The organism is Cupriavidus sp. F041 (genome assembly GCF_057814235.1).
In genome coordinates this window covers 223,610-245,368 of sequence record NZ_JBVASY010000004.1, presented here as the reverse complement: position 1 = coordinate 245,368, position 21,759 = coordinate 223,610, and the positions used below count along the sequence as shown (strand labels likewise).

General features: G+C 61.8%; 23 protein-coding genes and 2 pseudogenes. 10 read left to right on the top strand and 15 right to left on the bottom strand.

From position 1 onward, the window contains the following. Positions 1-21 precede the first annotated feature (21 nt). Both ACZY0R_RS42395 and ACZY0R_RS42390 read left to right on the top strand, forming a co-directional pair. Positions 22-1,188 carry an acyl-CoA dehydrogenase family protein gene (locus ACZY0R_RS42395; protein ID WP_488867675.1) on the top strand — a complete coding sequence of 389 codons (1,167 nt, stop codon included), beginning with the start codon at positions 22-24 and terminating at the stop codon, positions 1,186-1,188. Between the two features lie 91 nt (positions 1,189-1,279). Beyond that, positions 1,280-2,281 carry a Bug family tripartite tricarboxylate transporter substrate binding protein gene (locus ACZY0R_RS42390; RefSeq protein WP_488867673.1) on the top strand — a complete coding sequence of 334 codons (1,002 nt, stop codon included), beginning with the start codon at positions 1,280-1,282 and terminating at the stop codon, positions 2,279-2,281. Between the two features lie 494 nt (positions 2,282-2,775). Here the strand turns inward: ACZY0R_RS42390 and ACZY0R_RS42385 are convergent, their stop codons facing one another. Next, positions 2,776-3,183, bottom strand: coding sequence for a hypothetical protein (locus ACZY0R_RS42385; RefSeq protein WP_488867671.1), 408 nt, complete (start codon positions 3,181-3,183; stop codon positions 2,776-2,778). Between the two features lie 535 nt (positions 3,184-3,718). Between ACZY0R_RS42385 and ACZY0R_RS42380 the strand changes: the two genes are divergently transcribed. Then, complete coding sequence (locus ACZY0R_RS42380) at positions 3,719-5,002, top strand: hypothetical protein (RefSeq protein ID WP_488867669.1); 1,284 nt, start codon at positions 3,719-3,721, stop codon at positions 5,000-5,002. A gap of 681 nt (positions 5,003-5,683) precedes the next feature. On the opposite strand, the gene ACZY0R_RS42375 is transcribed toward ACZY0R_RS42380, so the two are convergent. The 4 genes from ACZY0R_RS42375 to ACZY0R_RS42360 all read right to left on the bottom strand — a co-directional run bounded on the left by ACZY0R_RS42375 (position 5,684) and on the right by ACZY0R_RS42360 (position 7,365). After that, a complete protein-coding gene (locus ACZY0R_RS42375) occupies positions 5,684-5,935 on the bottom strand; it encodes a hypothetical protein (RefSeq protein ID WP_488867667.1) in 252 nt (83 codons plus the stop codon). Positions 5,936-5,957: 22 nt separating this feature from the next. Beyond that, entirely contained in the window at positions 5,958-6,416 is a 459-nt protein-coding gene (locus tag ACZY0R_RS42370; protein ID WP_488867665.1) for a MarR family winged helix-turn-helix transcriptional regulator, read from the bottom strand. A gap of 173 nt (positions 6,417-6,589) precedes the next feature. Beyond that, complete coding sequence (locus ACZY0R_RS42365) at positions 6,590-6,835, bottom strand: hypothetical protein (RefSeq protein ID WP_488867663.1); 246 nt, start codon at positions 6,833-6,835, stop codon at positions 6,590-6,592. A 77-nt stretch (positions 6,836-6,912) separates the two neighbouring features. After that, on the bottom strand, positions 6,913-7,365 hold the full coding sequence (locus tag ACZY0R_RS42360; RefSeq protein WP_488867661.1) for an Ohr family peroxiredoxin: 453 nt from the start codon (positions 7,363-7,365) through the stop codon (positions 6,913-6,915). 600 nt (positions 7,366-7,965) lie between these two features. Here ACZY0R_RS42360 and ACZY0R_RS42355 point away from each other — a divergent pair. The 3 genes from ACZY0R_RS42355 to ACZY0R_RS42345 are packed head-to-tail and all read left to right on the top strand — an operon-like array spanning position 7,966 to position 9,933. Beyond that, positions 7,966-8,580, top strand: coding sequence for a 2-hydroxychromene-2-carboxylate isomerase (locus ACZY0R_RS42355; RefSeq protein ID WP_488867659.1), 615 nt, complete (start codon positions 7,966-7,968; stop codon positions 8,578-8,580). After that, on the top strand, positions 8,577-9,278 hold the full coding sequence (locus tag ACZY0R_RS42350; protein ID WP_045240232.1) for an SDR family NAD(P)-dependent oxidoreductase: 702 nt from the start codon (positions 8,577-8,579) through the stop codon (positions 9,276-9,278). Before ACZY0R_RS42355 ends, ACZY0R_RS42350 begins: the two co-directional genes overlap by 4 nt. 49 nt (positions 9,279-9,327) lie before the next feature. After that, positions 9,328-9,933, top strand: coding sequence for a TetR/AcrR family transcriptional regulator (locus ACZY0R_RS42345; RefSeq protein WP_488867657.1), 606 nt, complete (start codon positions 9,328-9,330; stop codon positions 9,931-9,933). A gap of 267 nt (positions 9,934-10,200) precedes the next feature. Here the strand turns inward: ACZY0R_RS42345 and ACZY0R_RS42340 are convergent, their stop codons facing one another. The 6 genes and pseudogenes from ACZY0R_RS42340 to ACZY0R_RS42315 all read right to left on the bottom strand — a co-directional run. Then, complete coding sequence (locus tag ACZY0R_RS42340; protein ID WP_488867655.1) at positions 10,201-11,559, bottom strand: dicarboxylate/amino acid:cation symporter; 1,359 nt, start codon at positions 11,557-11,559, stop codon at positions 10,201-10,203. A gap of 746 nt (positions 11,560-12,305) precedes the next feature. Next, positions 12,306-12,461: a hypothetical protein gene (locus ACZY0R_RS42335; protein WP_488867653.1), complete on the bottom strand. Its 156-nt coding sequence runs from the start codon at positions 12,459-12,461 to the stop codon at positions 12,306-12,308. A gap of 204 nt (positions 12,462-12,665) precedes the next feature. Then, positions 12,666-12,821, bottom strand: a complete 156-nt coding sequence (locus ACZY0R_RS42330; RefSeq protein ID WP_488867651.1) for a hypothetical protein — start codon at positions 12,819-12,821, stop codon at positions 12,666-12,668. Positions 12,822-12,893: 72 nt separating this feature from the next. Next, positions 12,894-14,273, bottom strand: a complete 1,380-nt coding sequence (locus ACZY0R_RS42325; RefSeq protein WP_488867649.1) for a type II toxin-antitoxin system HipA family toxin — start codon at positions 14,271-14,273, stop codon at positions 12,894-12,896. An 11-nt stretch (positions 14,274-14,284) separates the two neighbouring features. Beyond that, on the bottom strand, positions 14,285-14,674 hold the full coding sequence (locus tag ACZY0R_RS42320; RefSeq protein ID WP_488867647.1) for a helix-turn-helix domain-containing protein: 390 nt from the start codon (positions 14,672-14,674) through the stop codon (positions 14,285-14,287). A gap of 419 nt (positions 14,675-15,093) precedes the next feature. Next, a pseudogene (locus ACZY0R_RS42315) lies at positions 15,094-15,246 on the bottom strand (DDE-type integrase/transposase/recombinase); the annotation flags it as partial. Between ACZY0R_RS42315 and ACZY0R_RS42310 the strand changes: the two are divergent. Then, a complete protein-coding gene (locus tag ACZY0R_RS42310) occupies positions 15,237-15,668 on the top strand; it encodes a PDDEXK nuclease domain-containing protein (RefSeq protein WP_488867815.1) in 432 nt (143 codons plus the stop codon). The pseudogene ACZY0R_RS42315 and the gene ACZY0R_RS42310 sit on opposite strands and share 10 nt — an antisense overlap. A 534-nt stretch (positions 15,669-16,202) precedes the next feature. Here ACZY0R_RS42310 and ACZY0R_RS42305 read toward each other — a convergent pair. Further along, a complete protein-coding gene (locus ACZY0R_RS42305) occupies positions 16,203-16,430 on the bottom strand; it encodes a hypothetical protein (RefSeq protein ID WP_488867646.1) in 228 nt (75 codons plus the stop codon). A gap of 10 nt (positions 16,431-16,440) precedes the next feature. Here ACZY0R_RS42305 and ACZY0R_RS42300 point away from each other — a divergent pair. Continuing rightward, positions 16,441-17,193 (top strand): annotated as a pseudogene (locus ACZY0R_RS42300) (ISNCY family transposase); the annotation flags it as partial. A gap of 44 nt (positions 17,194-17,237) precedes the next feature. Here ACZY0R_RS42300 and ACZY0R_RS42295 read toward each other — a convergent pair. The 3 genes from ACZY0R_RS42295 to ACZY0R_RS42285 form a co-directional block, all read right to left on the bottom strand. Further along, positions 17,238-19,295, bottom strand: coding sequence for a recombinase family protein (locus ACZY0R_RS42295; RefSeq protein WP_488856674.1), 2,058 nt, complete (start codon positions 19,293-19,295; stop codon positions 17,238-17,240). Between the two features lie 286 nt (positions 19,296-19,581). Continuing rightward, positions 19,582-20,049, bottom strand: a complete 468-nt coding sequence (locus tag ACZY0R_RS42290) for a helix-turn-helix domain-containing protein (RefSeq protein ID WP_488856673.1) — start codon at positions 20,047-20,049, stop codon at positions 19,582-19,584. A gap of 170 nt (positions 20,050-20,219) precedes the next feature. After that, on the bottom strand, positions 20,220-20,525 hold the full coding sequence (locus tag ACZY0R_RS42285) for a DUF5372 family protein (RefSeq protein WP_488856672.1): 306 nt from the start codon (positions 20,523-20,525) through the stop codon (positions 20,220-20,222). A gap of 56 nt (positions 20,526-20,581) precedes the next feature. Here ACZY0R_RS42285 and ACZY0R_RS42280 point away from each other — a divergent pair, with 56 nt between their 5' ends. Both ACZY0R_RS42280 and ACZY0R_RS42275 read left to right on the top strand, forming a co-directional pair. Continuing rightward, positions 20,582-21,271 carry a hypothetical protein gene (locus tag ACZY0R_RS42280; RefSeq protein WP_488867644.1) on the top strand — a complete coding sequence of 230 codons (690 nt, stop codon included), beginning with the start codon at positions 20,582-20,584 and terminating at the stop codon, positions 21,269-21,271. A 141-nt stretch (positions 21,272-21,412) separates the two neighbouring features. Continuing rightward, positions 21,413-21,673 carry a hypothetical protein gene (locus tag ACZY0R_RS42275; protein ID WP_488865254.1) on the top strand — a complete coding sequence of 87 codons (261 nt, stop codon included), beginning with the start codon at positions 21,413-21,415 and terminating at the stop codon, positions 21,671-21,673. Positions 21,674-21,759: the final 86 nt, after the last annotated feature.

The following is a 21,759-nucleotide window of genomic DNA, read 5'->3' as shown; positions in this document are numbered from 1 at the left end:
AAACAAGAAAGGAGACATTGCATGAACTTCGTACTGGAAGAAGAACACCAGATGCTCAAGGACCTGGTGGCGCGCTTCGTGCGCGAGCAGTTGATCCCGCTCGAAGCGGGCGTGCTGGCCCGCGAGGCAGAGGGCGGCCAACTCACGCTGCTGCCGCAGGAGCAGGGCAAACTGGACGGAATCTCGCGCGAGCTGGGCCTGTGGGGTCTGGACGCACCGGCCGAGATGGGCGGCGCCGATCTGCCGGTGGTGGCCATGGTCGGCGTCAACGAGGAGCTAGGCAAGACCGTCACGCCCTACGACCTGCCGCCCGATTCGCCGAACCTGCGCATGCTGCTCAAGACCGCCGACGCGTCCCAGCGTGCGCGCTACCTGGACCCGTACGCGCGCGGTGAGACCATCTCCGCCATCGCTATTTCCGAGCCCGGTGCCGGCGGCGACCCGGCCATGATGACCACCCGCGCTGAACGCGACGGCGACGACTGGGTGCTCAACGGCCGAAAGATCTGGATCAGTCGCGCCGCCCGGGCCGACTGGTCCATCGTGATGGCCGTGACCGACAAGACGCGCGGCGCTCGCGGCGGCATCTCCGCCTTTTTGGTCGACCGCGGTACGCCCGGCTTCAAGGTAGAACGGCGCATCCCCATGATCGGCGGCGCCTCCACCTACGAGGTGGTGCTGGACGACTGCCGCGTTCCGCACACGCAACTGCTCGGCGTGGAGGGCCAGGGCTTCGCGCCGATGCAGGCACGGCTGTCCAGCCGGCGCGTGCAGATGGCGGCCTGGTGCATTGGCCGCGCCCAGCGCGCGCTTGACATGCTGTGCGAGTACGCGCCGCAGCGACGCACCTTCGGCGCCGCGCTGGCGGATCGGCAGGCAATCCAGTGGTGGGTGGCCGATGCCGCCACCCGCATCCACGCCTGTCGTCTGATGACTTACGAGGCCGCGGCACGCATTGACGCCGGCGACGAGGCGCGTACCCAGGTCTCGATGATCAAGGTATTCGCCACCGAGATGGCCTGGGACGTGATCGACCACGCCATGCAGGCCTTTGGCGCGATGGGCATGACCAAGGAAATGCCGTTGCAGCAGATGGCCAACGAGACGCGGTTGATGCGCATCTACGAAGGCCCGTCCGAAGTGCACCGATGGGTTATCGCGCGGGATCTGCTTGGCCTCAAGCGTTAGCCCGTCGTAAAGGCGAATCACGGAATCACCGAACCACTGACACCCCCGCACTGGCGGAACCCACCGCCAGGCGGAAGACCAAGGAGACAGCATGAACCGAACCGTGAACTGTTCCCGGCGCCGCTTCGCCATCCTGACCGGCACCGCCGTCGCAGCGAGCCTGGCAGGCGCGCCGTTCGCCGCGCTGGCGCAGCCACAGGCATTTCCCAGCCGGCCGATCCGCTTTATCGTGCCGTTCCCGTCCGGCAGCGGTACCGACATGACCGCCCGCATGTTCGCCAAGAAGATCGGCGAGCTCACGGGGCAGGGCGTGGTGGTGGAGAACAAGCCGGGTGGCAACGGCTTTATCGGCGTGCAGACGCTGCTCAGCGCGCCGGCCGACGGATACACGGTGTTTATCGGCAGCAACTCCACGCTGTCCACCAATGCAGCCACCTTCCGCAAGCTGCCTTACGATCCGCTGACCGACTTCACGCCCATCACGCTGCTGTCGCGTGGGCCATGCCTGATCATCGTCCCGGCCAGCTCGCCGTACCACACGCTCAAGGCGCTGGTGGAGGATGCGCGCAGGCGGCCCGGCGCGCTCAACTACGGCACCGGCTCGGTGTCGTACACGCTTTACAGCGAATGGCTGAACGAGCAAAGCCGCATGAAGACGACTGCCGTGCCCTACAAGGGCGCGGGCGACGCGATCAACGGCGTGATGGCCGCCAACGTGGACTTCGCCGTGGTGGATGCCAGCGGCGCGATTGAGCTGGTCAAGGGCGGCAAAGTGCGCGCGCTGGCTTACACCGCGCCCCAGCGCTCGCCGCTACTGCCGGGCGTGCCTAGCGCGGCCGAAGCCGGCGTGCCGGACTTCCTGGCCTACAACTGGGTGGCGGCGGCGGTCTCCGCCAAGACACCTGCGCCCATCGCACAACGCCTTGGCGAACTGTTCGCCCAGGCCGGCGCCGCCGACGACGTCAAGGAGTATTACCAGCGCCAGTCCACCTCGCTGATCCTATCCACGCCGGCAGAACTTCGCGACTACCAGAAGGACGAGATAGCGCGCTGGAAACGGCTGGCAGCGATCGCGAAGATCGAGCTGCAGTAAAGAGAGAGCACAGGGCGGAGCGGAGGGGGATCATGCCCCATTACTCTTCCTCCCCGCGCGGCCCTCTCCTTCCGGACTCCGATGCAAATGCCTCAGCCTCCACAACTTTGAGGATGCGCGTAGCCCCGGGACGGCCCCCCCCCCAATAGAGGTCTTCACGAGGGGTGGCCGCCGGCGAGCTGGCCGCCTTGCGGGCCGAAGCGCGGTTGGAGGCGAGTGAGGCGGAAGCGCAGCGCGACCAAGCGCGGGTCGCGGTAGTCGTGGCCGAGCAAGAGACAGTCGCCGTACAGGCAGAGCTCGACGCCACCCAGCATCACTGCCGGCTTCTTGCCGGCTGGTCTTTCTTACTGCGACAAAACCGTTGCAATCGCCACTTGGGCGGGAGAGAAAAGGGCAAGGTCCAGAGGCGCAGGGCACGCCGCTTGAAGACCTGCGTACCCGATTCTCGACGGGGCTCCAACGCACGCGAGACAAGTCTCCGTGGTGCGGAAGCGTCAAATAGCGTAATCACCGGGCTCCACGCCACTCTGTTTGAGGTCGAGTGACGTAACCATCGCCATCCATTGCTCGTTGTCGAATTCCTCCCCAAAGGGTTCGGCCTCGTTGCGCTCTTCGTAATCAACAAACGTAACGAGGTAGTAGCCAGGCAGATAGTCGTCCTCGCCCATCTCGTCGTCTTCTGCTGGGTCAAACACGTCGAGGACGATGAATTTGTCTCCCTGCTCGTTTTGCCAGACAGAGTGCAATGCAGGTTTTTCGAGCGCCATGACGCATTCCTTCTTCGTTGATCGGATTGATCCGCACCAGAAAACGGGCCGTGGCGCGAGGCGGTGCTGCGCCCGTTGCCGATGCGGTGGAAACGCATCATAGCGCGTGGTGTCGCCCATCTGGATATCAAGCATCGGGGCACGCGGATATCAAGGAAGCAGCGTCGCGTCTGACCCGCTCACTGCGCGATGGCAGCCGTGTTTTCCGTGCCGGCGCGCCGCTGCGTTTCATCCGAGAAACATCCTTTTGTCCGACGGTCCTGGCGGCATCGACTAATGCAAATTCATTAGTCATTCAACGCTGTCAGCACCCAACTCCCGTTGGGCTTAACGGCATATTGCCAGGCGCTGAATAACGGCGGTCAGAGTGACGGCCGGCGTCACCCGGAACGATTGTCGATGTGCGCCAAAGCGTTATGGAGCAAGGCTTCGCGGGAAATGCATGACCCGCGAGAACCCGTCCGCCAATTCGAGCATTGCACTTCGGCATTCTCCTCCGCGCCCGTGGCGCAATGCGTTGTCATCATCCTGCAGGGCGTATTCCGCCCCTACACAGCCCGTCCATAAGGGCGATTCTCCATCCCCTTGATTCCGTCTAGATTGACCTCATCGCTGGCGCCTTACAAAACCATCAATTTCTGGCAGTTTGAAAACGTCCGGGGGGACCATCATGAAACGCTTCCGCATGAAACTGGCGGTATTGCCGCTCGCCTGTCTGGCTATCACAGTCGCCGGTTGCGGCGGAGGGGGAGGCGGGGGCGAAGCGACGCCGGCCAGCACCGCCGCGACCCCAGGCGCGGGAGCAGGATCCGGAACAGGAACGGTGGCAGGGGCTGGGGCGGGATCGGGCGCGGCAACGACGACGGCGCCTGCGAGCGGCGCCTTGCTGTCGGGCACCACCGATCCGGGGGCGGCTACCGGCAAGGACGGGGACTTCTACCTGAACACCGTGACCTGGATGTTCTTCGGGCCAAAGACCAACGGGGCCTGGCCGGCAGGCGTTTCGCTTGCAGGACCGACGGGCCCCAAGGGCGATGCGGGAGCCACCGGCAATACCGGCGCGAGCGGGAACACCATCCTGTCGGGCACGGTAGATCCGACCGACAGCGTCGGCAACAATGGCGACTACTATGTCAACACCACAACGTCGATGCTGTTCGGGCCCAAGGCGAACGGCACGTGGCCGGCCGGCGTTCCGCTGGGTGGTGGCGGGTCGCCGGGGTCCGGCGGTGGCATCGTCCTGGCGGGCACCGGGGCGCCCGGCAACGGTATCGGCAACAACGGCGATTACTACCTGGACACCAACACCTGGACGTTGTACGGACCCAAGGCCGACGACATGTGGCCGGCAGGTGTCTCGCTGACCAACCCGCCCGGCGGCAGCAGTGCCGGTACGGGCGGCTCAGGTGGCGGCAGCGGCGGCCACATCCTGTCCGGCAGCGGTGCGCCGAACGACAGTATCGGCGTCGATGGCGATTTCTACTTCGATGCCCTGACAGGGACGCTGTACGGGCCAAAGAAGGATGGCATGTGGCCGACTTCTGGCGTCACCATGACGACAGGCACGGTCTATAACGGCAACTTCAATGTGCCGGACTCGCTCAGCCGCGGCCAATATGTCATGACCGGCTCCGGCGGCGCCATTCCGCTGCCGTCGGATCTCGGCGTCTTGATTCCCTACGATTGCACGCGCGTCACGCTCACCGCCTCCACGCTCGGCAAGCCGCAAGGCACGCTAGACATTTCGGTACACAAAGTAACGGGGTCCGGCGCGTCTGCGATCATCACGCCGATCAGCGACCTGAGCTGCAAGATCAGCAACGGCAATCAGGACTGCAGCAAGGAGGTGCCGGCCGGAACCGTCAACCATGGAGACAAAGTGCAGGTGCAGGTAGACAACAACCAAGCCACGGATTGGGGCGGCCTCACGGTCAACCTTGCCTGTGCCAGATAGACCGGTTGGGTAGGGCGTGCGTCCTTACGTCCTTACGGGGGGCGGACGTGCGCCTGACCGGCGCTCCAGGCAGGGAAATGCAGGCTGACGCACGAAGCACTCTAATCGCCGTACTTCGGATCGACAGCTTGTATTTTCAGTCACGCCTGGCGGGGGCGCCTAGCGTCGCATCTTCGATGACCGTGCCCAACTGGTACCAGCAGGTATGCCAACTCGGCTGTTCGACTTTCCCGGATTGGGGCCCTATCTGACGGCGAATCAAATTGGCCTCGCGCCAACCGGCGACGATTGGACATCGAACGGCTAGCGCGGTCAGGCGACGGCGCGACACTGTGGCCATGCCGAGGTCTGAGAGGCCCTCACGGCTTTCGGCTCCTGAATCTCCCAACCGCGGGATTAGACATGATTGCCGGTTGTATCGCACGACCGGACCGCCGTCACCGCAAACCGTCCCGGTTTCCCCGAAGTGGAGCGAGGCTGAGCAGCGCGGCGCCGCAGACCGCCGTGCTCAATGACCAGCTCCGATCGCACGTTGAACGATGGTATCCGTCCATTGCCAGAGCCGAAAACCACCGCATTGCCGCTTAGTCAGCCCCCGCTTTGGCGCGGTCGCCCCATCGGGCGCGCCCGACCCCGAAGGATGAAACGGCGGGGACCAAGAGGCCTTCGTGACAGCGTTTCCTAGTAGTCGGCCAGCTTCTCGCCGTCGACTTCCACGAGCTGGTCCAGGCGCAGGGTTTCGCCAGTCTTGAGCGTCAGGTATTCAGCGCCACCGCGGCTGTACACATCGATAATGGTCGCGGTGCGTTGCTGTGGTGTGCCATCGGCGTCGCGATAGTGGATCTGCGCGGGCCTGCGCACGATGGCGAGGTCTTCCAGGCGGTCGTGGAACTCGCAGCCGATCGGGCTGTACTGGGCGGCATTGCTGGTCATGCAGGGGGTCCTGTGTGCTTGTTCATTCGCTGTCTTTCACCGACTGGATAAGGTTGTTGCGTAGCGACGCAACTGCCTTCTGCATCCGTGCGAACTCGTCCGGGGCCAGGCCGGTCGCGCCGGCGAGGCTGGATTCCAGGCGCCGTTCGCGCAGCTTGCGGCCGGTCTTGGTCAGGCTGACGCGTACCTGGCGCTCGTCTTCGGGGTCGCGCTGCCGCTCCACGTAGCCCATCGCCTCCAGCTTCTTCAGGATCGGCGTCAGGGTGTTCGATTCCAGGAACAGCTTCTCGCCCAGGCTGCCAACGGTCTGGTTGTCCTGCTCCCATAGCGCAACGATGGTGATGTATTGCGTATAGGTCAGCCCCAGCTGCTCAAGGATCGGCTTGTAGGCCTTGCCGAAGGCGAGGTTCGCGGAATAGACCGCGAAGCACAGGAAGTCGGAGAGCGTCGGGTTTGCTGCGGGCTTGTCGGTGGATTTCATTTGCTGCCTTGTTGGCCAAAGACGGATGGATCGCAAGCGTCGATTATAGATCGTATGCGATTTGATCGTAGGTGCTACAACTTTCCGCGGCGGTCACGGGAGCCCAAGGGGAGGGCGCCCGCGACCGGCAGCAAATCGTGCGCACCATCTGGCCTCCGCGGCGCTGCGCGGTCTCAGGCGCGCGCGCCGTCGAGGTAAGGGTCGACCTTGCCGCGGGCGCCGTCGGTGTAAGGGCTGCGCGTGCCGTGTACCGATCGCGCGCCGTCTGTGTACGGATCGGCTGCGCTGGTGACCGAGCGGGTGCCATCGGTGAAGGGGTCGCGCGCCGAACCGGCGGCTTGCGCGGCGGCAGCGGTCAGCAGGGCGGCTGCGACAACGGCGTAGCGGGCGATGGTGGTGATCGTGCCCATGGTATGCATCCTTTTTTCAGGTGAATTATTATCGTATACGCTTAGATCGCATACGACTATTTTGCGGTAATGAGAAGGTCAGGGAATTACGTCGTAAAGACGTTCAGCGCCACGTTGATATTGCCGCGCGTTGCCTTCGAGTAGGGGCAGATTGCATCGGCGGCGTGGGCCAGTTCCGTCGCGACATCCTGCGGCAGGCCCGGCACGCGCAGATTGAGGCGTGCCTGCAGGAAGTACTCCGCGCCGGTCTGGCCCAGGTCGACTTCGATGTCCACAGCCAGGTCGGACGGCAGCTCCAGCTTCATTTCCTTGGCCACCAGGCCGACCGCGGCGATGTAGCACGCCGACCAGGCGCCCGCGAACAGCTGTTCCGCGGTCGGGTGCGGCTGGATGGCCGGGAACACGTGCGCCGGGGTGGCGCTGTTGCCGGGCGACAGCGCGATGTCCAGCGTGCCGTTGTGGCCGCGCGAGGTAACGCCGGCGCCGCTGTGCGTGGTGTGGGTCTTGCCGGTGGCGAGGACTTTTTCGATCTTGCTCATGGAATGGATCTCTGGTGGTTGTCGGTTCTATATAAATCGCATACGTTTAAATCGTATGCGATGTAATTCATGTTGGAACATGCGTCGCGCCTTGTCAAGGAAAAATCTCGAGTGCCCGCAGCGGAGCGGGGGAAAGCGCCCGGGCGGACGCTTGCGCAGCGCTGTCGGGGGTCACGATGTGTAGACCGATGAGCAGGCGCTACGTGCAAAGTGCGGTGCCAAGGTTGATCGGGATGATCATGGAAGCGCCACACTGCTATGTGAAAGCTGTCGTTTCGATGAGCGGGTGTAGATCGAAAGGCCCGGAGATGTTCTTCGGGAGGGGCGACCTACAACCTCCGACGAAAATCATGCGGCGCTGGGGGCACTGCATCCGTTGGGGCGTATGGGTGAGATGAGCGAATTCGTGGACCGCGCCCCCTTTCCTCGTAACGTAGCCGAGTGCATTTGCTGGGTTCCGATCGCTCGCCGCGTAGATTGAGCCGGCATCTGGATGTTGCTTGACATCCTAACTGGATGATGATTAACATCCATAACCCGTTCAGGAACGGATACGCGACGCAGTTCATCCCACAGGCAAGATCGATCAGGAACCCCGTCATGTCCCTTCAGTTCGTTTTTGATTACCGCAGTCCCTATTCCTACTTGGCAGACACCCAGGTAAGGACCTGGGAGGCCGATATCGATTACCGCCCGGTCGACATCGGTGCCGTCATGAAGAAGGTCAACAACCAGCCCTCCCCCGCGTGCCCGCCGAAGGCGCGCTACGCCGTGGCCGACGCCCGGCGCTGGGCTGAGCACTACGGTGTCCCGTTTGCGCCCAATATGGCAATCATTCAAGCCATGAAAGAGGGCCGTTTCGATGGCGCGATGATGTCGCGAGCCGCCCTCGTCGCACAGGAGACCGGGGTATTCCAGCGGGTCCACGAGGCGCTCTACGAGGCGGTCTGGGCCGGGACCGATGACCTTTCGACCGCAGAGGGGCGCAGAGCATTTCTCGACACCCGCGGCATCGACGCGCACGACCTCTGGGAGCGCGCTTCCTCTCCGCCGATTCTGGAATCGATGGCGAGCCTCGTCGATGAGGTGGCCCAGCGCGGTGCCTTCGGCGTGCCGTTCTTCTTCGTCGGCGATCACATGTTCTTCGGTAACGACCGCCTGAATTTCGTCAAGGCGCAATTGCAGTGCCAGCCGCTGGAAGGAGCAAGAGCATGAGTGCGAAACGTGCGTTGGTGACAGGTGTCGGCCCCGGCACCGGTCTGTCCGTGGTCCGCCGCCTGGTGGAGGGCGGGTATGAAGTGGCGATGATCGCCAGGAATGCGGAACGGCTGCAGCAGATAGAGGCGCAACTGCCTGGCACCCGCGCCTTCCCTGTCGACGTCACCGACACCCCGCGCCTGCTGGCCACGCTGGACCGCGTCTGCGCGGAGTTCGGCACGCCCGAAGCGCTGATTCACAACGCGGTAGGTGGCGGCTGGGGTAACTTCCAGGAGATTGATCCGGCGTTCCTGGCCAGGAATTTCGAGACTAACGTCATGGCATTCCTGCACCTTGCGCAGCGATTGGCGCCGGCGATGATAGAAGCAGGCCGGGGCGTTATCATCGCCTCCGGGAATACTTCCGCGCTAAGGGGCAAGAGCAACTTCGCGGGATTTGCTCCGACCAAGGCTGCCCAACGGATCCTGGCCGAATCGATGGCTCGAGATCTCGGCCCCAAAGGCGTCCATGTCGCCTACGTGCTGATTGACGCCGTCATCGACCTGGCATGGACGCGAGAGAAATTGCCGCACCAGCCGGATGATTTCTTCATCAAGCCGGCAGACATCGCCGGGGAAATCTGGCATGTCATGCAGCAGCCGAGGAGCGCGTGGTCGTTCAACGTGGAGATTCGCCCGTTCAAGGAGAACTGGTGAGCGCAGGCGACAGTGCGTCGCGGATGACATCAGTCAGGACATACACAGCATGGGTTACTCGAAGGAAGACAAGGCCGCCAGTCACGAGCGCATCCTGGAGATTGCGTCGCAGGAGTTCAAGCAGCGCGGCATGCAAGGAATCGGGCTTGCCGAACTGATGCAAAAGGCCGGGCTAACGCATGGCGGCTTCTACAAGCACTTTGACTCCCGCGAGGCCATGGTTGCAGAGACGGTAGCCCATGCGTTCGACGAGGACGAGGTTCGGTTTGCGAGCGTCATTGCCAAGACGCGTGGCGATCCGATCGATGTCTTCATCGACGTGTACCTGAGCACCAAGCACCGGGAGCATCTGGCAAGCGGCTGCTGCATGAGCGCCCTGGGCGCTGAGATCGCGCGCGCAAGCGACGAAGTGAGAGCGGCCTTCACGGCACAGTACCTGCGACGCCGCGCTTGGGTCGCCGCCCAACTCGGCGGTTCGCAGGAACGGGCATCCGAGCACGCAGCAAACCTGATGAACGCCATGATCGGCTCGCTGACGGTAGCGCGTGCCATCAACGATTCCGCGCTCTCGGGTGAGATTCTCGCGTCCTCGCGGGCTCATCTGAAAACAATGGCAAAGGCGATGCAGGCTGAACTCAGCGGCAAGAGGCCATAGCGCCGCCCTGCCAATGCTGCACACTTCGAGGCTTGTGTGGCATGGTCCACGCTCGGAGTGACGACCCCGGTCGCCCCTCGCGACTTCCGGATTCATGGCCGGCTCATGGCGCTGAGCTCAAGACCACTACATTCTACCGAACGCTTACAGCGACAGATCCATTTCGTTTTCTTCATCGAGCCATCTTACGCCACTGATCAATCAACCTGACAACGCCCGCGGCTGCAAGTCACCAGCGCGAGCGCGCGTGCATCGGCAACGTGAAGGTCAGCGAGGCATATCGGTGCTGGGAGCAGCGACCGGCATGTGGGCCGCGACCTGATCGAGCACCACCTCGGGCTCGTCGGCCTCGGTGTCCGATTCGTTGTCCAGCCTGCGATGCATCCGTTCGACATCGAGGTCGCCGGTCCATTTCGCGACCACCACCGTGGCCACGCCATTGCCGATCAGGTTGGTCAGCGCGCGGGCCTCGGACATGAACCGGTCGATGCCGAGGATCAGGGCCAAACCGGCTACCGGCACATGCCCCACCGCCGACAGCGTGGCCGCGAGCACGATAAAGCCACTGCCGGTGACGCCGGCGGCGCCCTTTGAAGTGAGCAGCAGCACGGCCAGCAGCGTGATCTGCTGCATCAGGGTCATGTCCGTGTTGGTCGCCTGAGCGATGAATACTGCCGCCATGGTCAGGTAGATGGACGTCCCATCCAGGTTGAACGAGTATCCCGTGGGGATTACCAGGCCGACGACAGACTTGCGGGCGCCGAGGTTCTCCAGCTTGGCCATCATCCGCGGCAGCACGGATTCGGAGGAGGACGTGCCCAGCACGATCAGCAGTTCCTCTTTGATGTACTTGATGAACTTCCAGATCGAGAAGCCGTGCAGGCGTGCGATGGTACCAAGCACGACAAAGATGAACAGCAGGCAAGTCGCATAGAACGTCGCCATCAGCTGGCCAAGCTGCAGCAGCGAACCCACGCCGTACTTCCCAATGGTGAACGCCATGGCGCCGAACGCGCCGATGGGAGCGACCTTCATGATGTAGCCGACGATGGTAAACAGCACATGCGAGAACTTCTCGACGAAATCGAACACCAGCGTGCCGCGGCCGCCGAACTTGTGCAGCGCGAAGCCGAACATCACCGCAAACAGCAGCACCTGGAGAATCTCACCCTTGGCGAAGGCATCAACCACGGTACTCGGGATCACGTTCAGCAGGAAATCCACCGTACCCTGCATCTTTCCGGGCCCGGTGTAGGCGGCGATGCCCTTCGTGTCGAGGGTGGTTACGTCGACATTCATGCCGGCGCCGGGCTTGACGATATTGATGATGAACAAGCCCACCACCAGCGCAATGCTGCTCACGACTTCGAAGTACAGCAGCGCCAGCCCGCCGGTCTTGCCGACCTTCTTCATGTCCTCCATGCCGGCGATGCCCACCACGACCGTGCAGAAGATGATCGGGGCGATGATCATCTTGATCAGCTTAATAAAGCCATCGCCCAGAGGCTTCATCGCCTCGCCGGTGTGCGGATAGAAGTGGCCCAGGAGGACGCCGATGACGATCGCGGTGATGACCTGGAAGTAGAGGGATCTGTAGAACGGCTTCGGGTGATTGCTCTTATTCATGATTGTCTCCGTCATTGCTTCGCGATCACTGTCAGCGTCTAGATGCTTGCCGCGTACGCTTGTTGGCCGGCGGGTCAGCTTGAGCGCACTGGCAAGCCGGGGCAGCATGCGCAGCCCCCTTCTGTCTGGCCCGCTTCGCCGCCTCGAACGCGGCTGGGGCGACATTGGCGGCGCGCGGGCAGGTCGCCCGGATCGGGCCGCAGTTTTCGCATGCGCGGCGCGATCGCGTGTCATGGCCAGTACTGACTGGCCTATCCATCGCCGTGCCGCACCGCGTGGAGATGGGCGTGCGTCGGCATGGCTGTATCCTGATGATGGTCCATCCAGCGTTCATGGGATCCGCCAAGTGCGAAAACCGGTTACTGTCGCGCAAAATAGAACGCCCCTGATATAGCGTCAGCCAGTCGATCGAATTCCCCCATCGATTCGCATGGCGCGGACAAATGAAGGGGCGCCGCCTCGAGAGGAAACGGTGTCAGCCGTCCTGTCCCCAGCAACAATGTTGGGAAAACCGCCGTTCCAGTATTGGATAGGGGGTTTCGAAAGTCAAAGGAGCGCGCCGCGTTGCCGTCAAAGGAAGGACATTGCAATCCGGCCTGGACAGGTCTGAAACGGAATACGCCGGCGCAAGGTCACGAAACTCGTGGTCCCGCCATGCCGAAGTGGACGGACTTCCCAGGTGTCGGTGGCAATTGCGTACCGATGGCAGCGGCACTGACGCTCTGCCTGACATCTGGATCTGTACGTCAGCGCAGCCAGCATGCCCAGGCCACGAAGCCGCTGTCGAAATTGTGGATCGTGCCGATGCGCCCGCTGGTGATGCCGGAATCGTCTAGCCATGTGTCGACGCTGCGCAGGCGGTTGAGCGAAGCGCCGAGAACGGTTGGAGGATGGACTTCCACGGTTCGTGCCGCGGCCTTGAGAAGTGCTGCAACTAGCACCTATGACTTTGTCAACATAACCAAAATGGACAGTCGACAAGAGCCTACGAAGGCTCATGATGGAGACCGCGCCAAATGGGGTCCCCTTGTTTCCCTGCAAAAAGTAGCGTGACCGAGCGATTCAAGAAGAAAGTAGAAGCCAGTGGGCTCAAAGGGTTCGATTTCTCAAACGAGATCGAAGTTTCTTGAGTGAGGAACGAACAGATTGGAAAAGATGTGCTGCTGCGGGACACGCTTGCGCATTCCTTCGTTTATCGTAACGGTTACCGGAGCGCCGACCGTGCCGCCATCGAGGAACTCGAGCGCCATCACCTTGCGCAATTTGACGCTGGTCCTTCTTGCTTGCCATCGTACCGACGGCGTCCGCCTGACCTGGTGTCATGCGCTGCGGTTCTACGGGATACGGCGCAGTTCGCGTTCGAGCTCCGGGGTGGCCATCTCGGACAAAGGCCGAATGGCTTGCTCGAGGATGTTGATGAGTGCAGGTGTCGCTCCCTGCGCCTCAAAGATGATCTTCCAGCCTCGAACGGCGCCCCAGACCCGGCGGATGACACGAAGGGCTGCGGGCCGATCCGGCACGAAGGCTGCAAATTCGCTCATCGCATTGTCCAGCGTGGCAAGTTTCCCCTGGGTTCCGACACTCAAATGCAAGCGCCTCTCCTGCGATACCGACGGCCGCGGAACAACGTCGTACAAGGGGCTCAGCCGCCAGCCTTGCAGTAGCGAGTCATAGGAGAAGGCGTGATTCCTCAGGTGGTCGTCGTCATTGGTCACGAGGATATTGAGCACCATTCGAGCGAAAAGCTCCTCGTTGTCGCGCGCAATGCAATCGGGATGAACCTGATCGCGGATGGTTTGCGCGAGATCCTTGTAGCCCTTGGCGATCGATTCCATCTCCGGGCAGGCCATCAGCGTCAGAGCGCTGACCTGCGGAATTCGTCCTTCAGTGAATCCCTCTTGCGGCTCGGTGTCATAACCGCGCGCCATGGCTGGCAGCGGCTGGCCTGCGGGCGCCCAGTAACGATCAAACCGGCGGATCAACAGAACGGGACTGTCGCCGACGGCGAGCACCTGCACTGGGGGTACCGTCAGACCTGCAGCGCGTGCCAGATCCAGGGTACCTGCCTCAAGAATGGCCATATTGTAAGCGTCGTTCTTGGCGGGAAACTTGGCGAGCCACAGTACCCCTTTCTCATCGCGCACGGACGCTTTGGGGCGCGCGCCGCCAGCTGAAGGCGCGCCACCCAGGTAGGGGAGGAGATTCGCGGGGATCGGCTCTCCCTCTTCGACGACCGCCGCGGCTTGCAGCAGGTACGGCAGGCTCAGCATATTGCCTGCGGCCTGCCGAGGTGGTGCGTCCAGGCGTTCTCGCACATCAAGCGCGCCGACCCGATCGCTGCCGGCCTCCAGCAGATAGGTGAATTCATCCAGACTATTGGGTGCAGCGTTGAGCCGGGCCTCGATGACGCGCCGGCCCCATGCGTCAGGCGCGGCGTCGCGAATGCCGCCAAATTCACCGATGTCGGGCAGCGGATACCACCGCGTGCCAGGATTCTCGCGAGCCCGAGCCAGGCTCAGCGCCCGCGAGTCCACCTCGAATGCCTCTGGGCGTTTCACGTAGCGTGTGCCGTAGGCAAAACTGACCGTCTGTTGGTCGGCCGCGGCCTTCTCGCGGTCCAGCAGACCGGCTGGCACGAAGTGATGCAAGCCTTCGGCCTGGTCGGGAACATGGGCAAAAACTGCTACCCGTTCAGGGACGCGGCGGGTTGCCAAGGGATGGCTCCTTAAAAGTCAAGATCGCGAAGTTCAGCTTTGGTCACGCTGCGCACACGCTGCGGCAACTTGCGTGCGCGCAAGGCAACGAGGGCGGGAACCTCGCCGGCCAGCAATGCCTGCAAGGAGACATCCGGCGCCATGGCATGCACATAGCGAAGTACCTGCGTCAGCGTGCGACCGGGATCACCCTTTTCGATCAGAATGGCCGTGGAGCGGGAAAGTCCGGCCCGCGCAGCCGCGTCAGACTGGCGTAGCTTCAATCCCTGCCGTAGCTGGGTGATGCGCTCGCCCAGCACTTGCGCTTCGTTGAGACGAATGGGTGGCAGGAGAGGCGCTTCATTCCGTTTCATATTGTCTGCAATTGCAGTCCTAAAGTAGTTTAGGGATTGTGATTGCAAACATTCTATGTCGCCTCGACTTTTCGGTCAAGGCCGCAATATTGGACCTTAATTGGGTTAAAGGCTAGGATTGCGGTCATTTTTGGTTAGGAATGACGCCGGGGCCGAACGGCGTCGGCTGAGGCCGTTTTCTGTCGTCGCACACAGCGGCGCGGAGTTCATGCGATAGGCCGGGAAGAGGTTGAGACCGTCCTAGCAGGGGTAATCTATATGAACGCGAATGGAAGGGCCTTCCATTCGAATTACCCCGACGGGTCACCGAGCCGATAAACCCGATGCGCAGACGGCCGGCTTCGCCACTGGCGGTCGCACGCGCGGCTGCGCTTACTTCTTCGGCGTTTTGCAGGCAGTTCCTGGCTGCTTGCAGGGCAGCTTCGCCGGGGGCGGTCAGTCGTACCCCGCGGGCTCCCTTCGTGGCACTGCATCTGGTCCTTGGCAATCATATGCATGAGCTCGATGCCGCCCAGCAGGATGCGCGCGCAGCGAAAGTCCTTGAAGCCAAGCATCGGTCGAGTCAGGCGCTTGATGGCCCGATGGTCCTGCTCGACGATGTTGTTCAGGTATTTGCTCCGCCACGGCGGGGCCAAACGGGGAGCCATCGCGCAGCCCGGATTCTAGGGCCGTTCGCAAGACCCATGGGCGAAGACTGCGAACCATTGGCCTCATCCTCTGCAAGAGCAAAAATGGACTATTCGTCGAATATGCGCTGCGTGAGTCCGCGAAGCCAATCGGCGTTGGGGAGTACGTCGTCCGCCTGACGGAGACGCTTTCAGACAGTCTTCTCGGCATCTTGCTAACGGCACAGCAATTGGAGTTATCGCTCGACAATTCAGGCGTAGAAACTTCTCGAGTAATAGATACGCTGTACGTGAAAATTTCGACTTATCGCAGGGGGACCCCTGACGGCCTCGGTGATGTCAGGGCGTGCCAGCGCTATGGCAGCCCAAGCGAGATTCGGCTCGGCCGCCCCGGGGGCGACCGCCTCTACCTATAGCTGCGATTCCCGGGGGAGGTATCTCAATGACGGGTCGGCTAATTTGTTGTCTAGATAAACCTGCGTACCAAATTCTCGACCAAGCCTGAAGCCCGGCATGAGCAGGTGATGTTGGCGAAGTGAATGGACCGTACCGCAAGCACGAGCTTGCGCTAGGCATGCGGAAATCTGCCTTTAGCTTCCACGCACACGTCAACTCAAATTGCCAGCGTCTGGCGCTTGTCCGCAGCCCTGAGTTCGCCGCGCAGGCACTGCTGGATCACGACGCTACTGTGGCAAGGACTACGTTTATGGGCGACCCTGCCTTTCCTGGCCTCCCGGAATGCCTACGCCATGCGGGTCCAGGCAGCAGGGATCTGCGAACGCAGAGCATCAGGAGGCGGGCAAGAGCAAAGCCAAGACGCTCGAGTTGCCAACCGGGTCAACGGTTCGTGCGAATTCTGGCGGCAGTAGGGTGCAGAGTGGACAGCGCTGCGCCAATTTCTGGCTAGCTAACCGATACCAGAGAGATATCTAATTGGTAGCCATTGATCCTCACGGAAAATCGTTGGATGCTGAAGCGGGCTGATACTGGAAAAACAAAGTCTGCGGCAGCTCAAGCGTCGCCAATCCGGAGAAATACACGCCCATATACACCTTAGATTTAACATAATAACGATTGCGCGTCTTTTTGATTGTAGCGGCTAAGCGGTAATGTCTGCTTTTGGCTAAGCTCAAATGTCCGAGTTTGGCCAGCGTAAGCTTGACGGCTTCCAGCGCCACGGAGCCCGTCATGCCAGCAGGAGCCATTACCATGACGATGCGGCAGATTGACCGGCTCAAGGTCATCCAGGCGCTGGCCGACGCCTACCTAAAGACCGGGGTTGCGGCATCCAGGCTGGGACTGACCCCTCGCCAGACCTTGCGCCTGCTGCGCCGGTACCAACAGGACGGCGCCGCCGGCTTGCTGAATCGCCACCAGGGTCAATTGGCCAACAACCGGACACCGCCGGGCCTTGCAGCGCGGGCGCTCGGTCTGATCCGCGACAACTATGCCGACTTCGGTCCAACCCTGGCCTGCGAGAAGCTGCGCGAGCGCCACGGCATCGCGCTGGCCAAGGAGACCGTGCGCCGCCTCATGATTGACGCGGGTTTTTGGGTGCCGCGCCGGCTGCGCCCGCCCAAGGTCCACCAGCCAAGGAATCGGCGCGCCTGTTTGGGCGAACTGATCCAGATCGATGGCAGCGACCACGCCTGGTTCGAGGACCGCTCGTCGCCTTGCACGTTGCTGGTCTACGTCGACGACGCCACCAGCCAACTGATGACGTTGCGCTTCGTGCCGACCGAATCGGCCTTTGCATATTTCGAGGCGACACGGGCTTACCTTGAGTGCCACGGTAAGCCGGTGGCGTTCTACAGCGACAAGGCCAGTGTGTTCAGGGTCAATCAGCCAAATGCCGCCGGGGGTGATGGCTATACGCAGTTTGGGCGCGCGCTGTTCGAGCTGAACATCGACATCCTGTGCGCCAACACCAGCCAGGCCAAGGACTATGCATCACAATGCACCTCATGGGTCGAGTGGGATGATACTTACGCGGTGACTGCACGTTTACCGCGAGATTTGCATTGATGGCGATACTTCACTGGCGCATCCGCGCCAGGTTGTTCGAAGAGGCACTGCCCCTTGTCGTCGTAGCGGTGCGCCACGAGCAGGCCGGCACGGCGCCATATCTTGACGGTAGTCGGTGCGACATCGAGGCACTTTGCAATCTCGTCCAGCGTGAGCAAGCCACGCGCGCGCAGCCTGTCGTAGCGACTTTGCAGATCGTAGGAGAGCCGAATCCGGGTGACCATTACGTGGTGAAACGGTTTGCCCTGACCTGACGTGAGTCCCTGGCGATTGAGTAGCTCTGCCGTTTCACCGTCAGTGTGGTTTTCCAGGAGCCGGTCGATCTCAGCGACGACGGCTGGCGGGGTCTGCCGTAACATCCACGCGGGCTTGGATAGTGGCACGTGCAACGTGTGTGTTGCGCCGCCGTTGAAGCGTATCTGAGCGCTGACGTCCGTGCCTTTTAGCAGGGTCACGTCGCCGATGAGTAGGCGTGCCATGCGCTTGCGCTCACGATCTGGCGTGTGCGGATCGTTCCATAGGCGAGGAAAGTCCTTCGCAAGTGCCATGATGCTCTTGCGCTGTGTGTCGTCAACTCCGGCGCGATCGGCTTCGCGCTGCTTCTCGTAGCGTTCCTGGGCCTCACTGAGAGCGCGCAGCGCATGGTTCCATTCCGCTTCAAGCGAGTCCGCAACCAATCGATGCTCCGGATCGACTTGCATGTAACGACGGCGTGCCAGATCGGTCTCGTAGCGCGCTCGCTCGAGCTCTTGGCGGCGCAGTCGGTCGCTCGCCTCGGTACGGCTCTCAAGCTCGTTCTGCACGGCCAGAGCGACCTCAAGCGTTACCGGCGTGACCAACTCCACGAGCAACCTGCCAATTGCATCGTCAAGCTCACCACCATGGAGACTCTGGCACACAGGGTGCGCGTGCTGAATGCCCCGGCGCTGGCACATGTAATCCGGCACCCTACGCGTGCCTTGGATGTGATAGCGAACGGTCATTCGCTCGCCGCATTTGGCGCAGATCGCCAAGCCTTGCAGCAGCGCCGGCCCCTCGCGAGGCGCCCCTCTCTCACGGTCGAGGCCAAGTGCGTGGGCATTGTCGCGTAGGATTTGAACGTTCTGTTCGAACTCCTCCCAGCTCACGTAAGCCTCGTGCGCATCGCGAATCAGCGCGGTCCACTCCTCGGGCGGCAGTCGCAGGCAGACGTTCTGACCATTGGGATGCTTGCGTTGCCGCGTGCGCCCAAAGCAGAATGCACCGGCATAGCGCGGATGATGGAGAGCCCACAGCACGCGTGCGTGTTCGAGCTCGGTCCACAGCACATCGCCTTTGCGCTCTCCGCGGTGAATCCGGCGCGGGAACTGAAGACCCTGGTCACGAAAGGCCTTGACGGTCGCGGTGGCAGAGCCCGTGCGACGAAACGTGCGGAAGAGCTGACGAACACTCTCCTGGATACGTGCATCCGGGTCCAGGCGCACGCGCCCCTCGGTGTCGTAGACAAAGCCGATCGGCAGCCGCATCTCGAGTTCTCCGCGGCGCGCCTTGTTGAGGATGCCACCGCGTAGCCGTGCCCGCATGACGTGCAACTCTGCCTCGCTCATCGTGCCCTTCAGGCCGAGCAGCAACCGATCATTGAAATGCGCGGGGTCATAAATTCCATCTTCGTCAAGAATTAGGGAGTCGGCGAGTGCGCAGATCTCCAATAGCCGATGCCAGTCGGTTGAGTTGCGCGCCAGCCGAGACACCTCCAGACCCATTACGATCCCGGCCCGTCCCAGGCTCACCTCGGTGACGAGGCGCTGGAAGCCCTCGCGCTCGACCGCAGATGCACCGGATAAGCCGAGGTCCGAGTCGATGACCACGACTTGATCGTTGCGCCATCCGAGCGCGATGGCGCGCTGTCGCAGAGCATACTGGCGCTTGGTGCTCTCGGTATTCTCGAACATCTGCCGCAACGAGGACTGCCTCACGTACAGATAGGCGTTCCTCTTGAGGTGTCTTGCCTGTACTTTCGAGTGGGTCTCTGCAGTCATGTCATCCCCTCTAGCGCTGTCGCGATTGCCATGGTTGCCACGATGTCAACCAGATTCCGTTCGATACCTACAGGCAGGCTCAACCCGCTCCTCGCGGCCACGGGCACTGGGCGAGGCGAGCCGTCTTCGGCCGCACACTTCATCCAGGCGGCCATCCCCTTGAACATGACAAGTGCGCGACCGCGCATCATCGTGCGGCCGCATTCGCTTGGCTCGACGACATCTTTACGCAACGCCTCGTAGTATCTGGTCAGCACATGAACATCAAGCGTTGCCGCGGGGGCTTTTATGGCCGTTTTTTTTTCGACCGCGCCAAGGCGCGTTCCACGGTGCGTCGATGCACTGTCAAACCGAAGCGTTCCGCGATCCGTTCGACAAGAATTTGCACATCGAGACCATCCTCCACGGCACGTGCATCTTCGATGAAGCGCATCACGTCGTCGGTGATTTTGTGTGGCCCGTGGGGGCCTCGCTTGTCTGGCAGCAGCCCGACCAGGCCCTCTCGATCAAAGTCGGCCTGCGCCTTGTAGAACGTCGGTCGGCTGACCCCAAAGTGCGCAGCGGCATCGGCGATGGCCTGACCATCGACACGTACGCGACGCAGCATTTCATAGCGGGCCTGAACCAGATCGCGGGGGTCGAAGAAGTCGCTGGCGATAAAGGCGGGATCATCGATGCCCTGCGAGTGAGGATTCACCGTGCCGCTCTCTTCGAGCGCTGCAAGCTTAGGGTCGGGTTTTCGAATGCGAGTCATATGTAATCTAAATTATGCCCACGCATCACCTATGTCAAGGTTTTTTACTAGAAAAAAGTAGAGAATGCCCGCAGTAACTGTATAAACGAACCGCATTCAGTGTCATGGCGCCCATGGATAGGTAGATGCACGGGATACTAAATGGCATAAATATCTTTACATAAGCGGCATTATTCCCTTGACACCTTGCGCTTGCGCGCTTGCGGCCTTCCAGATCGCTTAGCCTCCCGCTGTCGGGCAATCAGCGCGACAAGTTGCAACAGGTCCTCTACTCGGAAATGCGATCGTCCGGCCGACGTTACCTCGAATACGTTTGGCGCCGCTGCGCTCGTCCAGGCCGCCGGCATGCGTCTGAGGTTGCCCATTTCGTCGTAGAAATAGATGCGGTCCTCTCCCCACGCATTGCGCCATTCCAGCAGCGCGAATTCTCGCCCGTAAAGCGGATGAAAGGGATGGGTAACCCGGAAGGATTGCATCCCACCGGTCAGATCACGTGTAGTTGACTGCTTTTGAGAAGGGCCGCGTGGAACGGATGAATAGCACGCTGCAGGACCGTCTGGTCAAGGAGCTGCGGCTGCGCGGTATCTCGTCTCAGGCGGACGCCAACGCCTTCGTACCAGCCTTCTTGGTCGACTTCAATGGGCGCTTTGCCAAGCCGCCCAGAAGCGACTTTGATGCGCATCGCGCAGTGCGAGCCGATGAGGACCTGGCGCGGATCTTTACCTGGCGCGAATGGCGCAAGGTATCGCAGAGCCTGACGCTGCAGTACGATAAGACGCTATATTTGCTGGCGGACCAGCCCGACCATCGCCGCCTGATTCATCGTTATATCGAAGTGGCAGAGTACCCGGACGGGCGCATCGAGATCTGGGCCGATGGCGCTACCCTGCCCTACACCACCTATGACCGTCTGTCAGAAATTGACCAAGGCGCGATCGTCGAGAACAAGCGTCTCGGTCACGTACTGCGCGTGGCGCAGGAGATGCAGGCAAAGCGGGATAGCCGACGCAGCGCCGGCGCTCCCGCCAGGACCAATTCAGGCACGCCGCCGCGGCCTCACAAGGCAGCTCCGGGCAAGAAACCTCAGCGACAGCTCAACGCCACTGACTTGCATGCTGTGCTCGAAACAGCTTTCAAAGCACCACTGCCTTACGGGAAACCCGAAAGAAACAAGCCAAGAAACCCCAAGACCACGCGCTCGGAATCGGACATTTCAACTTAGCCAAAGACCGGACATCTCAATTTAGCCTAGACATTTGATTGAACGTAAGCGCTTAATCCAGCACACCTTGAGGATTCCGGTTGTTACCCGGTAACGTTGCCGCACGGGGTGTTACCGGGTAACGATCATGAGGAGAGCAGGATGGCGCAGACGACAGCACAGCGGCAGGCCGCCTATCGGGCAAGGCGCGCGACGGCGGGCAAGGACGGCAACGGGGAGCGGCGGCTGGACATGTGGGTCAGTACGGAAGCCGACCTTGCTCTTGCACGGCTGGCGCACCGTTACGCGGTAACGAAGCGTCAGATGCTGGAGCGGCTGATCGCGCGAGCGGACGACGCGATCGTGCGCAGGCTCAATCCGGATTCGGAGCGGTGGGATCGCTATTTCAACGTCCCCCGCTAGCCCTAACTTTGGCCCCTGAACTCGCCGGAACCCGCGCCACCGTTGGGTTTCGGCTATTTTTTGGGGTGCATATGTACCCATGTAAA